Source organism: Flavobacterium aquiphilum (assembly GCF_027111335.1).
Lineage (GTDB): Bacteria > Bacteroidota > Bacteroidia > Flavobacteriales > Flavobacteriaceae > Flavobacterium > Flavobacterium aquiphilum.
On record NZ_CP114288.1, the window covers coordinates 237,066 to 252,652 of the forward strand.

At 37.8% G+C, this 15,587-nt stretch carries 5 protein-coding genes; 3 read left to right on the plus strand and 2 right to left on the minus strand.

Going from position 1 to position 15,587, the window contains the following annotated elements; genetic code table 11:
• Positions 1 to 170 precede the first annotated feature (170 nt).
• From OZP12_RS00940 to bioB, 3 genes are all read left to right on the plus strand, one after another.
• On the plus strand, positions 171 to 1,115 hold the full coding sequence (locus OZP12_RS00940; protein WP_281227172.1) for a bifunctional riboflavin kinase/FAD synthetase: 945 nt from the start codon (positions 171 to 173) through the stop codon (positions 1,113 to 1,115).
• A gap of 461 nt (positions 1,116 to 1,576) precedes the next feature.
• On the plus strand, positions 1,577 to 2,014 hold the full coding sequence (locus OZP12_RS00945) for a hypothetical protein (RefSeq protein ID WP_281227173.1): 438 nt from the start codon (positions 1,577 to 1,579) through the stop codon (positions 2,012 to 2,014).
• A 100-nt stretch (positions 2,015 to 2,114) separates the two neighbouring features.
• Entirely contained in the window at positions 2,115 to 3,200 is a 1,086-nt protein-coding gene (bioB, locus tag OZP12_RS00950) for a biotin synthase BioB (protein WP_281227174.1), read from the plus strand.
• Positions 3,201 to 3,512: 312 nt separating this feature from the next.
• Here the strand turns inward: bioB and OZP12_RS00955 are convergent, their stop codons facing one another.
• Together OZP12_RS00955 and OZP12_RS00960 are read right to left on the minus strand one after the other, a co-directional pair.
• Entirely contained in the window at positions 3,513 to 9,605 is a 6,093-nt protein-coding gene (locus OZP12_RS00955; protein ID WP_281227175.1) for a DUF8693 domain-containing protein, read from the minus strand.
• Between the two features lie 929 nt (positions 9,606 to 10,534).
• On the minus strand, positions 10,535 to 15,559 hold the full coding sequence (locus OZP12_RS00960) for a DUF8693 domain-containing protein (RefSeq protein ID WP_281227177.1): 5,025 nt from the start codon (positions 15,557 to 15,559) through the stop codon (positions 10,535 to 10,537).
• Positions 15,560 to 15,587: the final 28 nt, after the last annotated feature.

The window sequence follows — 15,587 nt, forward strand, 5'->3', positions numbered from 1 at the left end:
CCAACCTTTTAAAAACTATTTAAAAAAACAACAATTAAATAAAGAATTTAACGGTCAATTCAAATGATTTTTAACATAAAGGGCATTTTAACCAATAAAAATAGAAACTTCTTATTCTTCTTTTTTAAAATAGATAATATAAATTTGCAAAATATTTTAAAATAGGTATTTTGAAAATTTTTCATTCGATAAACGATTTCCAAATTGCATCCGGCGAAAATGCAAAAAAGACAATTCTTACGTTAGGAACCTTTGACGGTGTTCATTTTGGACATAAAAAAATACTGGAAAAAATCACTCAAAATACTGAAAACGGTAAATACGAAAGTTTAGTACTTACTTTTTTTCCGCATCCGCGAATGGTCCTTCAGGCTGATTCAGACATCAAACTTCTCAATACGATCGATGAAAAAATTGAACTGCTGGATAAAATCGGGATTCAAAATTTAGTTATTCATCCCTTTGATGAAAGTTTCTCCAGGTTAACAGCCGAGGAATTCGTAAAAAACATCCTTGTGGATCAGTTTCATATCCATAAAATAATAATTGGCCACGATCATAGATTTGGACGTAACAGAACTGCCAATATTGATGATTTGAAAGCTTTTGGGGAACAATATGATTTTGAAGTGGAAGAAATTTCGGCCCAAGAGATTAAAGAAGTATCTGTAAGCTCCACCAAAATCAGAAATGCTTTAAACGATGGCAAAGTGGCTTTGGCCAATGAATATCTTGGTTACAATTATTCTTTGACCGGGACAATTACCAAAGGAAAACAACTGGGTAGGACTATTGGATTTCCTACCGCCAATTTAAAAATTGCAGAAAGCTTCAAACTGATTCCCAAAAACGGCGTTTACATTGTTAAAAGCGTGATTAATTCCAAAACGGTTCAAGGAATGATGAACATCGGCTTCAATCCTACTGTTGAAGGAAAACATCAAACCATCGAAATCAATTATTTTGATTTTGACGAAGATTTATACGACCAAAAAATCACTGTTTCAATCTTGGAACGAATTCGCTCTGAACAGAAATTTGAATCGGTTGAACTTTTAAAAGAGCAATTAAACAAAGACAAAAACACAGCTTTGGCTTATTTCAGCAAATTGTAGTTTTTTTACTCGATACAAATTAGATCCGACAGGTTTTAAAAACACAAGTGTTCGGAAGACCGTAAAACACTTATTTTTAATACTGTATTATCTTAGAATATGTTGTTCTTTTTAAAATTGATATTTCGTGACGGATTATTCGCAAAGATTTGTCATTTCGACCATCGAGAGAAATCACATAACGTAACCAACTAGTGTGATTGCTTCGCCAATTCGCTTTCGCTCGTGTCCTCCTCGGAATGACAAACTGTGTGTAAAATCTAGCGAATTCAACCAATTCATGTCTTCCGAACACTTGTGTTTTTAAAATCTGTCGGATCTTTTACTTTTTAAAGATCCCAAATAACAAAAGAAAAGTCTTGCCTCTATTATTCTGATTGTGTTAAATATTTTTGTAAATTTACATCAACCTACTGAATACCAAAGACCTATAGTATTTCTAACTTTTAAAAAACTACGTCATGAAAGTAAAAAAAGAAATTAAAAACGGGCTCTTCATTTTTATATCAATAGGAACCTACTTCCTTTTGATGGATTTTTTGGGTTTATCCAATATTTTCTATTTAAGATTGATAAATGTGTTCTTTGTGCTTTATGCCGTAAATGACACATTAAAATCAAGGGTTGCACACGGCAGTACCAAATTTTTGCCCAATGTCAGAGCAGCCTTAACAACTTCAATAGTCGGGGTTGGATTATCTGTCATCGGATTATTGATTTATAGTTATATAAGAGGTGGTGACGTTTATATCCACACTTTATCCGAAAGTTTTTTATTCGGTGGCCATCCGTCTATCAATATGTATTGCTTCTCTTTGTTCTTTGAAGGAATTGCATCTTCGGTAATCGTTACTTTATTATTGGTTCTATACTATAACGACAAATTTGCTGCCGATTAGCCCTGTTTTTTGACTATACAGGACATGTTATTTTAAAGTCTGAGGGTTGTGTTACTTTAGAACAATTTGATTACTTTTGGGGCATCAAAATAAAGGATCAATGAGTATCACTAAACACAACTGGACTAAAGAAGAAATTATTGCAATTTATAATAAACCTTTGATGGATTTGCTTTATGAAGCATCAACAATCCATCGTGAGCATCACGACCCAAACGTGGTTCAGGTTTCTACTTTGGTTTCTATCAAAACAGGTGGATGTTCTGAAGATTGTGGTTATTGCCCACAAGCCGCAAGATACAATACCGGTGTTGAAGGAAACAACCTAATGTCGGTAAACCAAGTAAAAGAACAGGCTGTTCAAGCCAAATCAGGAGGTTCTTCCCGCGTATGTATGGGAGCGGCCTGGAGAAACGTAAAAGACGGTCCTGAGTTTGACCAAGTTTTGGAAATGGTACGTACCATTAACAAAATGGACATGGAAGTATGCTGTACTCTAGGTATGATTACCGAAAACCAAGCGCAACGTTTGGCAGAAGCAGGTCTTTATGCATACAATCACAACTTAGACACTTCGGAAGATTATTATAAAGAGGTTATCTCAACCCGTGGATTTGAAGATCGTTTACAAACTATAGAAAACGTTCGTAAAACCAGCGTTACAGTTTGTAGTGGTGGAATTATCGGAATGGGAGAAAGTATCGAAGACAGGGCAGGAATGCTTGTAGCACTTTCTACCTTAAATCCACAACCTGAATCGGTGCCAATCAATGCTTTGGTGGCTGTAGAAGGAACTCCGATGGAAAACGAAAAACCGGTTGAAATCTGGGAAATGATTCGTATGGTTGCTACTACAAGAATTGTTATGCCTGAAACGCAAGTTCGTTTATCGGCAGGAAGAACAAACATGAGTCGCGAAGGACAAGCCATGTGTTTCTTTGCAGGAGCTAACTCTATTTTTGCTGGTGATAAATTACTTACTACACCAAACCCGGATGTAAATGAGGACATGAAAATGTTTGATATGTTGGGTTTAAAACCACAAAAACCATTTACAAAAAAATCACAAAGACCAACAGTTGAAGCTGTAGATTCCCAATATGAATCCCTTGGTGAAAAACCAAAATGGTCTCGTCCAGATCATACTATCGAAAGAAATCTGGAAGCCTCAATAAAAGGAAAATAAATATTTCTAAAAAATAACAAACCCCCATTTTTGTAACGAAAATGGGGGTTTTCTTTTTATAAGCTTATTATTTATCTGTTTGACTAATATCGCAATACGAAACGATTATTAAATGAAAATCCCATTCCGATTAATCAGAATGGGATTGTAAAAAATATTATGACTATCCTTTAATAATACTAACCCAAAATTTTGTTGGTTTATTAAAAAACAAAAGTTGTTTTTCTCTTAAAACCATTAAGATATTAAGATTCATTAAGCCTAAAAACTTAATTTTCCTAATATCTTAATGGTGAAAAATATTTCAATACATTAATTCTTAAAAATTATTTCTTTAGTAACCCATTTGCCAGTTTTCAGTTGAACCATAACAATTAAAAATTGGTCGGTTGAATTTAAACTGCTTATCACAAATTCATTACTCTTTACATTATTCTTTTCATAGAGCTGTCTTCCTCTCAAATCGTAAACCATAATCAATTCCATAATTTGGTCATAAGAATTCATTTCTATTTGACGGTCTTTAACAAAAACTACAAGAGCTTTATTTTTAGTGTCATCAACCGGTTTATTAATAGTTGGATCAACTGCTACCGGCGGGGTTACGACCACTGGTGGGTTCACCACTACCGGTGGATCTACAACTACCGGTGGATTGACAACTACCGGAGGGTTCACCACTACAGGTGGATCTACAACCACTGGTGGATCTACAACCACTGGTGGATTTACCACTACAGGTGGATCTACAACCACTGGTGGGTCAACAACTACCGCATTTTTATCTACATAAAGCAACACAAAACGATCGTCAAAAGTTCCTTTAGCCGTAGTAAATGAATATGCTCCGTCCTTTAGATTATGAAGTGTCTTGGTCACATTATCTTCAATGAAAACGCTTTGATTGGCCAATGCCCCATCTACTTTATCAATACTTATCGTAAAAGTTCCTTCTATTGTACTTCTGTACCCCAAAGGCACTTTGTCTGTTTTATCAAAAGGCAAAGCACGACCCTGTATGGTAAGTTTCTTTTCTTTGTTAACGCTATAAAAATCGACATAAGTGTTTCCGTCATAGCTGACACCATCATACAAATTATCTACATCATTGGTAGCACCTGTGATATAACCAACCAACATTTGTTTAAAAGCACCATCAGAATTGCTTAAATTCAGCCAAACCCTGTTCTTCTCAATCTTCCCTGTCATTTTCTTGGTTTCTGACAACTTGAAAAACTGGCTGTTTGATCCCGATGCCGAAATACGCATCGAATTATTAAACTTAAAATTAGCAGAACCTGTACTTTTCACAAAAAAGGACTGCCCAGCAGCAATATTTCCACTTGGTACTCCTCCTCCACTCGACGCACCACCTGTTCCTGTTCCCCCAGTTAGAGTATAAGTAGCATAATCATTCGAACTATATACATAGAATGATCCGCTTTGTGTAATAGCAGTATTGTGTGTCCAAAAATACAGTGCACCGCCAATAAGACTTGCATTTTCAGTAATAAACAAATCCGCATCCAGCGCTGATGGGTAAGGATTCCCTACCAAATTATTTTTCCCAACTCCTTGTGCGGCAATTGTGATGGAGCCATTATTTGGAACCCCGACAAACTCAACAGGTTGAGCATATGTTGATCCAGTCCAATTATCATTTCCATTTAAATAGCTTGAATTTGGTTTTGGAACTCGGATAATGTATCCTTTCCCAGCATCCATGGTACCGACACCGTATTGATAAACTTGCCAACTACCATTTTCGTAACTAAAATATTTATCCCACAACGTATTGGGTGACAAATCAACTAATTTTTGCCCTACTACCGGAGAAGACCAATAGGTAAAATCAAAATTTCTCATTGGCGCAGTAACACGCTTATAAATAATATTACCGGTATTCACCGCAGCATCGTTATATTGAATCAAACTGGCACCATCTTCAAAAATTAAAGTTCCTCCGTTACTTATTCCATTAGTTATAGTCATCGTTTTTCCGCTAGGAATCGTCACTTTGTAACCAGCAATCACCTGACAGGAACAACCTGCTATGTCTGCGTTTAAGTTATAATTACCATTAAAAACAATAACATCTCCAGAAGTAGGAGGCGTTGTATCGTTAGTCTTAGACCATTTTGTCCCATCCCAAGTATTGGAGTTTGCTGCATTTATCGAAACTGATTTCTGTGAAGAAACACAACCTGATCCATTTTGATACGTTACCGTATAATCTCCTATGGAAATTCCTGTAAATACTCCCGTTGTATTGCTTATCGCAGCAACAACCGGATTAGTACCGGTAACGGTATACAAAATTCCGCTCATAGGAACAGGCTTAACAATTGTTATTTCTCCTGTCGGATTTGAACAATTTGGGCGTACTAAAGTAACCGTTGGTGCGACAGGAGGAATCGTGCTCAAAGCAATCGGTTGATAACTTGGTAAGGTATTTCCACATAAATTACTGGCAATAACAGAAACATTACCACTTTGAGTACTACTACCGGTAGTAACGGTTACTGCCGAAGTTCCTTGCCCGCTTACTATTGTCCATCCAGTAGGAACGTTCCAGGTATAACTACTAGCGTTTGCCAGAGCTGCAACACTAAATACTGCTGAAGTTGAAGCGCAATATGTCGTTACTGTCCCAGCTGCTGCACCATTTACTGAAACTCCCCCCAATGTCCCTAATGGAGAAGATACTGTCATTGTAATCGCATTCGAGGTTGCGGGGCTTCCTGTTAAGCAAGGAGTTGCATTCGAAGTCATCTCGCAAGTTACAATATCTCCATTTACAAGAGTAGCATTGGTATATGTAACCGAATTTGTCCCAACGTTAGATCCGTTCAATTTCCATTGATAAGATGGAGTTGTTCCTCCATTGGTAGGAGTGGCTGTAAATTTTACTGAAGTCCCGGAACAAATTGTTATTGATGTCGAAGCAGCAATACTTACGCTTGCAGGTAAACTTGGGCTAACTGTGTATGGTTTTGATGCTGTCACAGTGCCTCCACAACCTCCAGTAATGCTATAAATAATATTACAAGTTCCAGCTCCGACTGCCGTAACCACTCCAGTTCCCGCCACAACCGTAGCAATGGCTGTGTTACTGCTTGTCCATCCCCCTGTTCCGCTTCCCAAAACTTGTCCAGACACGGTATATATTGTTGTCCCGCCAATACACTGCGGACTCGTTCCTGCTGTCACTGTTCCTGCACTTGCTGTAGCTGTGACTGTGTAGGGTTTTGATGCTGTCACAGTGCCTCCACAACCTCCAGTAATGCTATAAACAATATTACAAGTTCCAGCTCCGACTGCCGTAACCACTCCTGTTCCCGCCACGACGGTGGCAACGGCCGTATTACTGCTTGTCCATCCACCTGTTCCGCCTCCCAAAATTTGTCCAGACACAGTATATGTCGTTGTCCCGCCAATACACTGCGGACTCGTTCCTGCTGTCACTGTTCCTGCACTTGCTGTAGCTGTGACTGTGTAGGGTTTTGATGCTGTCACAGTGCCTCCACAACCTCCAGTAATACTATAAACAATATTACAAGTTCCTGCTCCAACTGCAGTAACCACTCCTGTCCCCGCCACGACGGTGGCAACGGCCGTATTACTGCTTGTCCATCCACCTGTTCCACCTCCTAAAATTTGTCCAGACACAGTATATGTCGTTGTCCCGCCAATACACTGAGGGCTCGTTCCTGCTGTCACTGTCCCTGCACTTGCAGCTGCGACAACCGTTACCGTTGCTGTTTGTGTACAACCATTACTATTTTTATATGTAATTACGCTTGTTCCTGCCGAAACTCCTGTTACTACCCCAGCATTGGTGATAGTGGCAACAGCTGGCGTACCCGAAACCCAAGGCGTCGTAGTATCTGCAGTAGCAGAACCTGTTAACGTTGTCGTTGAACCAACGCAAACACTCAATGTACCTCCTATTGTTGGCAAGGCATTAATCACAAAATCCGTAGCCGTTCGGCAACCAGGATTACTGGAACACTCTGCGTAAAAAGTAGTTGTACCAGCAGTATTTGTATTTGTTAAACCAGACCCTGCTACACCCACAGGATCGAATGAAGAACCTGAAAATATTTTAGTTCCTCCTGCAGCTATCGTAAACCAATCTAGAGTTCCAGGCAAAGTATAAGTTACTGTAATTGTGACATTAGCAATATTTGCATCAGGATTAGGACTAGAATCGTTTACAGTTTCTCTAAATCTAAACAACCAATTCCCAACGGGACTACCTGTACCCCATGAGCCAAATAACGCATTAGAAAGAGATCCTGCTGAATTATTAGAAGACGGCTGTAAATCAGAAACTAAACCTCCAACAGAAGCTGGAGGAGTCGCCTCTATTCTTAACTCACTTAACCATGAAGCACCATTTGCGGTATAAGTAATGGTTGTAGTGGTATTGATTACAACGGCATCTGCCGGTAAAGCTGGGAAATTAATTTTAATATTGGTATTACCCGTTCCGCCATAAGTAGTACTCTCAGAAGTCCCGCCACTACCCGTTGCCACTTGCGGAGTTTGTAAAACCGGAACACAAGAAGCAGAAGCTGTCAAAGGAACAGATGTTGCGCCTTGACAAATAGTAACACCCGTTGTTACTGGATTTTTTATAGTAATTGCAGCTATTGATGAATTGACAATACTACAACCTGAATTCTGCACAACTGCTCTATAATAGGTAGTAGCTGTTAGATTGGTTGCTACATAATTTGTAGATGTATTAGTAATAGCAATACCAGCTGTAGCAAAATTGTCGATAGAGGATTCCCACCTCAGAATATTACCAGTATGGCCGCTTAATGTTAAAGAAGTACTATTAGTCCCTGCACAAACAGAACTACTCCCTGAAATTGAACCACCGACACTAGATGAACTTACCGTTACCGCCAAAGTTTTGGCGGCACTAGTACCACAACCATTTTGTGCTGTTACAGTAATATTACCACCTTGACCTGCATTTCCTGTAGTTACAGTAATACTATTAGTTCCAGTTCCAGCTGTTATTGTCCAACCCGTGGGAACCGTCCAGTTATATATTGCCGCATTTGCAACAGCTGATGCTGTGTAAACTTGACCGGTAAGAGAAGCACATTGAGTCGAAGTACCCGTAATAGTTGCTGGAGTAGCTGGAGTACCCGTTGGACTAGTAGTGACAATTGCAGTGTTACTATAATAAACACAAGCATTGGCATTTGACGTTGCTACTAGAGCTCTTCTGTAATAATAAGTTGTATTTGACGCTGGAGAAGACACCGCTGGGGGAGTATAATCCTCTGAGGTTGCGGATGCAATATTTGTAAATGTTATATTATCTACAGATGTCTGCCATTGATAACTTATTGTTGGATTTACGACAGAACCATTATATGAATAAGTTGAGCCATCAAGTAATTGTGTTTGCCCACTACACAACATTTTTGAAGTTGGAGTGATAGTATTTGTACTGTTATCAAATGGGGTAATACTAAAGTTAACTTGATTTTGTCCAGCATTTTCATAATAATCCAAAATTAAATCACTATTTCCGTTTAGATAAACTAATACATTATTATAAGTAGCGATACTTTGTTCTTGCCATTGGTCAAAAACTTTTACTCCATCTACATAAAGTCTAACACCATCATCACCACTAATAGTAACTTGATAACAACCAGCTGCTCTTGTAGATTTCATGCGGTAACGAACTGCAAATTGCTGTGCATAAATACTCGTGCGTTGAATCCCATTTGATAAGACATTAAAGCAATTAGTATCCCCTCCAAAACCTTCATTAATAGTTTCGGAACTAGTATCATAATATCCAGTATATTGTGTGGCAGAAAAAGGATCTGTCGCTGAGGGGGATGAAGGAGATGTTCCACCGGGAGGAGCTCCACTCGTCCAATTATAGATATGACCCCTCCAAATATTATTTCCAGCTATTGTTTGATCATCTTGCGTATTACCTAAAGAATCTAATGTAATGGTCATAGCACCATTATTACTATTAGTAGAAGTACAACTATTTCCTCTTGTAAACAATACATATATCTGACCTGAAAAAGTCGCTGTCCAAGACAATGATGTTCCTGAATTTGCGCTACTATTCCCTAACGAAACGGAAGTATCAGAAGCATTAAAAATTGTCAAGTTTTCTTTCGTATTATCTCCAGATATATTACCAACTGAAAAAGTATAATTAAATCCTTTTATAACATCTAGAATTATATATCTCTGTGATCTTACGTTTGCAGTAGTTATTGTATTTGAATTATCAATGCAAAAAGAATATGAACCAACAGATGAAGCACCGGATGGAAACAAAGTACACTGACCAAACCCAATAGTCGGCATCAATATTAATAACAAAAATGTAAAAAGTAATTTTATTTTCATATCATTGTTTTTGTGGTATTATTTAAAATCGTGTTTTAAGATTAAAAGATCTACATACTTTATAACCTTTTTTCAAAATCTAATTGTCTTGATATTATAATTTGCTGTATCAAAAATATGTTTTCTAAAAAATAATAGTTTCTGTGTTTCGGCGAACGCACTTTTACTTTCGTTCAATGAAAATTTTACTATGACAAAAGCTAAAACTACTCTAGAGAATTGCCTTCTTAAATAACATTGCAACTGGCTATGCAGACCCGATAGGCTGCAATAAATTAAACAGTAAAAATGTGAATAGTAATTTCATATCATTTTGAATTATTTGGAAATGCAAAAGAAATCCAAGATTCATCCTACTAATGAATGATTCTTTAATTTAGAACATTCATAATTCGGAACACGTCATGCGTCTGCGAGCAAGAATACTGGCTATAATTTTAGAAAAAAATAGAAATAGCAAGGCTAGCTAAAGCACCGAAGATTTACTGAATCTTTTTTCGTGCTGTTAGGTTTGATGAAGTGACCAAAACACAGCCATTGATTCAAATTTTGAGAAAATACAATAATACATTTTCAGCTTATTTATCCGGTGAGATAAAAAAGCAACTACAGTAGGTAAAGTTTTATTCATTTTAGGGGGTATTTAGTTGTAATTCAAGGGTAAAAACATAATAAAAAAAAACGCAAAACACATACAATTTTATTATCTAACATTTTTGCCTTAAGTTATTTTTTTTATCTTCCCAAAGCAAAAACACGTATTTTTACGTATCAAAAATAATAATTAAAAAGATATTTTTCTTACAACTATAAAAAATTACGAATTTATTCGATATAACTATCTAAAATTTTGATTCTTACATTTTTAATCATAAAATAATCCCATTCCAATTAATCAAAATGGGATTTCGAAAGTATTGTTATAAAAATTATTTCTTAAAAATTATTTCTTTAGTAATCCATTTGCCATTTGTCAGTTGAACCATAACAATTAAAAACTGGTCGGTTGAACTTAAACTACTTATCACAAATTCATTATTCTTTACATTATTCTTTTCATAGAGCTGTCTTCCTCTCAAATCGTAAACCATAATCGATTCCATAATTTGGTCAAAAGAACTGATTTCTATTTGACGGTTTTTAACAAAAACTACAAGAGCTTTATTTTTAGTGTCATCAACTGGTTTATTAATAGTTGGATCAACTGCTACTGGTTGGTCGACAACCACTGGTGGATTCACCACTACCGGAGAGTCTACAACCACTGGTGGATTGACAACTACAGGCGGATCAACTGTTACCGGTGAATCTACAACCACTGGAGAGTCAACAACAGGTGGATCTACAGCCACCGGAGGGTCAACAACTACTGCATTTTTATCTACATAAAGCAACACAAAACGATCGTCAAAAGTTCCTTTAGCCGTAGTAAATGAATATGCTCCGTCCTTTAGATTATGAAGTGTCTTGGTCACATTATCTTCAATGAAAACGCTTTGATTAGCCAATGCCCCATCTACTTTATCAATACTTATCGTAAAAGTTCCTTCTATTGTACTTCTGTACCCCAAAGGCACTTTGTCTGTTTTATCAAAAGGCAAAGCACGTCCTTGTATAGTAAGTTTCTTTTCTTTGTTAACGCTATAAAAATCGACATAAGTGTTTCCGTCATAGCTGACACCATCATACAAATTATCTACATCATTGGTAGCACCAGTAATATAGCCAACCAACATTTGTTTAAAAACACCATCAGAATTGCTTAAATTCAGCCAAACCCTATTCTTCTCAATCTTCCCTGTCATTTTCTTAGTTTCAGACAACTTGAAAAACTGGCTGTTTGATCCCGATGCCGAAATACGCATCGAATTATTAAACTTAAAATCTCCGGAACCTGTACTTTTCACAAAAAAGGACTGACCTGCAGCAATTTGTCCACTTGGAACTCCTACTGCACTAGATGCACCTGTTCCCCCAGTTAGAGTATAAGTAGCATAATCATTCGAACTATAAACATAGAATGACCCGCTTTGTGTAATAGCAGTATTATGTGTCCAAAAATACAATGCCCCACCAATAAGACTTGCATTTTCAGTAATAAACAAATCTGCATCCATCGCAGATGGGTAAGGATTCCCTACCAAATTATTTTTATCAACTCCTTGTGCGGCAATTGTAATAGAACCGTTATTTGGAACCCCAATAAACTCAACTGGCTGGGCATATGTTGATCCAGTCCAATTATCATTTCCATTTAAATAGGTTGAATTTGGTTTTGGAACACGGATAATGTATCCTTTTCCAGCATCCATGGTGCCGACACCGTATGGATAAACTTGCCAACTACCATTTTCGTAACTAAAATATTTATCCCACAACGTATTGGGTGACAAATCATATAATTTCTGCCCTACCACCGGAGAAGACCAGTAAGAATAATCAAAATTCCTCATTGGGGCAGTAACACGCTTATAAATAATTTTACCGGTATTCACCGCAGCATCGTTATATTGAACTAAACTGGCGTCATCTTCAAAGATTAAAGTTCCACCGTTACTGATTCCATTAGTTATGATCATCGTTTTTCCGCCAGGAATCGTAATTGTATAACCAGCATTCACCTGACAGGAACAACCTTCTATGTCAACGTCTAAACTTGGGTTAGCGTTTGGGTCATAATTCCCATTAAAAACAATAGCATCGCCCGAAGTAGGAGGTGTTGTGTCGTTGGTCTTAGACCATTTTGTCCCATCCCAAATATTGGCGTTTGCCGCTTGGATAGAAACAGTTTGTGCTGTTGAAACACAAGCTGATCCATTTTGATAAGTCACCGTATAATCTCCTGTTGATAATCCTGTAAATACTCCCGTTGAATTGCTTACTGCGGCAACAACCGGATTAGTACCGGTAACGGTATACACAATTCCGGTAGCAGGCACTGGTTTGGTAACTGTGATAGCACCGGTTGGATTGGTACAATCTGGTCGTACTAATGCAATTGTTGGAGCAACTGGAGGAATCGCACTCAAACCAATCCATTGAGAACTTGGTAAAGTATCTCCACATGAATTACCGGCAAAAACTGAAACATTACCACTTTGAGTGCTACTACCGGTAGTAACGGTTACTGCAGTAGTTCCTTGTCCGCTTACTATTGTCCATCCAGTAGGAACGTTCCAGGTATAACTACTAGCGTTTGCCATAGCTGCAACACTAAATACTGCTGAAGTTGAAGCGCAATATGTTGTTACCGTTCCAGCCGCTGCACCATTTACAGAAATCCCACCTGGTGTCCCTAATGGAGAAGATACTGTCATTGTAATAGGGGCACTTGTAGCAGTATTTGGACTTACACATGTAGCCGTTGATGTCATCACAACTCTTATTAAATCTCCATTTGCAAAATCTGTTCCAGCAACTCCTGTATAAGTTGCCGAGGTAGCACCCACGATATTTATTCCATTTTTAGTCCATTGGTAAGTTGGTGTACCTCCGTTGGTTGGACTTGCCGTAAAAGTAATAGATGTTCCGCTACATGTTGGATTAGTTCCAGTTGTTATTGAAGCAGCAACAGAAGGAACAAGAACAGGATTCACCGTCATTGTAATAGGGGCACTTGTCGCTGTATTTGGACTTGCACATGTAGCTGTTGATGTCATCACAACTCTTATTAAATTTCCATTTACAAAATCTGTTCCGGCAACTCCTGTATAAGTTGCCGAGGTAGCACCCCCGATATTTGTTCCATTTTTAGTCCATTGGTAAGTTGGTGTACCTCCGTTGGTTGGACTTGCCGTAAAAGTAATAGATGTTCCGCTACATGTTGAATTAGTTCCAGTTGTTATCGAAGCAGCAACAGAAGGAACAAGAACAGGATTCACCGTGATAGTTCCCATAGCATTAGCCGCACCACAGCTTCCTCCTGTTAAGGGGATACTATAATTAAATGTTCCAGATGCCGTTGGTGTACCACTAATAGTTATGACATTTGATGCAAAAGATGCACTTACCCCTGCAGGCAAACCATTTGCTCCCGAAACACCACTATTGGATATTCCTGTAAAACCACTTGTTGTATGAGTAATATTAGTCATTGCTGTATTAATACAGAGCGTTGGACTTGATGAGGCTGCCGAAACTGAATTATTAACTGTTATCAAGACTGACGTCGAATTTGATAAACACCAAGGACTAGATTGCTGAACAACTGCTCTAAAATAAGTATTTGCAGTTAAATTTCCAATTGCAGCCCCTGTCAAGGTAGCTGCAGTTACATTTATATCAATTGGGCTTGTAAATGCAGCATCAGTTGATTTTTGCCATTTAGCTATTGTTGTACCAGTACTTGTGTATCCGCTTAATATTAAATTAGCAGGCTGTGTTCCCGAACAAATAGTCTGAGCCGGTGACACCGTACCTCCCAATGGAGCAGTAGTTTGAAAAGATACCGTATTGGAATTTATCGTAGTTACATTGCACCCATTTGTAGCTCTTACTCTATAGTATAATGTACCCGCAGGTAAACTTCCCGCATAATAACCTGAAGATGGGTAATATCCTATGTACAAATTATTATACCCCGAAACAAATGTTGAAAAACCATTATCTGTTGCTATATCCAAATAATAGGCCGTTGCATTAGTTATTGAATTCCAACTTAATGTAGCACTAGTACAATCTGAACTGGTTGGTGCTAAAACAGTTGGTGCTGTAGTAGGACTGGCTGTTGTAGCATAATTCATAGTTGAAGAATTAGCACCCGTACCACAATTACCATAAGCACGAACCCTGTAATAATAGGTTGTGCCCGGATTTAAGCCTGTTAATGCGTATGAAAGTACGTTTCCTACGTCCAAGTTCGAATATCCGCTTACTAAAGCAGTAAAACTACTATTTGTGGACACATCCAAATAATATTTTGTTGCATAACTAGTATAAGCCCATTGCGCAGTAAATCCAGTACACGTAGATGAATACGGTGCAGCTGTACCAGGTGCTGAAGGCACAGGGACAATCGTTACATTATAACCTGCTCCATAACCACTCCCACAAGCATTAGTTGAATTCACAATTATCTGTCCCGAAGTAGCATTTGAAGCAAAAGTAGCAGTAGCTGAACGGCCATCTGCACTTGCTACAAAAGTAACTCCAGTACCACTATAACTCCATGTATGATTATAATTAGCACTATTAGATGTTATTGTGTAATTAGTTGTAGTTCCTTGACACTGTGAATTAGAACCATTAATAGCACTCACACCTCCTCCAGGCCCACTAGCAACATAAACTGCACGAGTAGCAGTTACGCCTGAGCGAGTATAAATGATTGTTGCAGTTCCAGCCGCCATTGCCGTTACGACACCCGAAGAATTTACCGTAGCTATTGAAGTATCACTACTAGACCAACTTCCTCCAGATACTGTCGAAGTAAAAGTTGTAGTCGTAGTACCATAAGTACAAATATATTGATTACCAGATAAAATGCCTCCTTCATTAATACCTCCATTAGAGACTATATCAACAAAAGAAGGAGCACTACCACTCCCGTTACAATTTCCAACAACCGAGCCATTTATATAAATCCTATCAGATGCACTACAGCCACTACCACTATATATAGAGGCACCTGACTCAATTACAATAGAAGAACCCGCAGCTAATTTTAAATCATAATTACCTCCTGAAAAATCAAGAGTTGCATTATTCTTAACTATGAATTGGATTGCCCCTAAACAAGTTAGATCTAGATTAGCATTCATATGCAAAGACATTGCAGTCGAACCATTTCCTATATATAAAATTCCGCTACAACTACTAACCGGTGAAGTCCCACAAGTCAAAGTACTTGCATTCGTTGTAGCAGTTATTGAGCATTGTGCATCTGCATTTCCATTAAAAGCGAAAAACAAAAAAATAAATATAAAAAAAGTATTCCTAAGTAAAATTCTATTCATATTTGGGGGGGAGTGGTATTTAGAATTT

Excerpts from the sequence above, each read along its gene's own strand:
- OZP12_RS00945 (WP_281227173.1), top strand. The coding sequence starts at position 1,577 with ATGAAAGTAAAAAAAGAAATTAAAAACGGGCTCTTCATTTTTATATCA.
- bioB (WP_281227174.1), top strand. The coding sequence starts at position 2,115 with ATGAGTATCACTAAACACAACTGGACTAAAGAAGAAATTATTGCAATT.
- OZP12_RS00955 (WP_281227175.1), bottom strand. The coding sequence starts at position 9,605 with ATGAAAATAAAATTACTTTTTACATTTTTGTTATTAATATTGATGCCG.
- OZP12_RS00960 (WP_281227177.1), bottom strand. The coding sequence starts at position 15,559 with ATGAATAGAATTTTACTTAGGAATACTTTTTTTATATTTATTTTTTTG.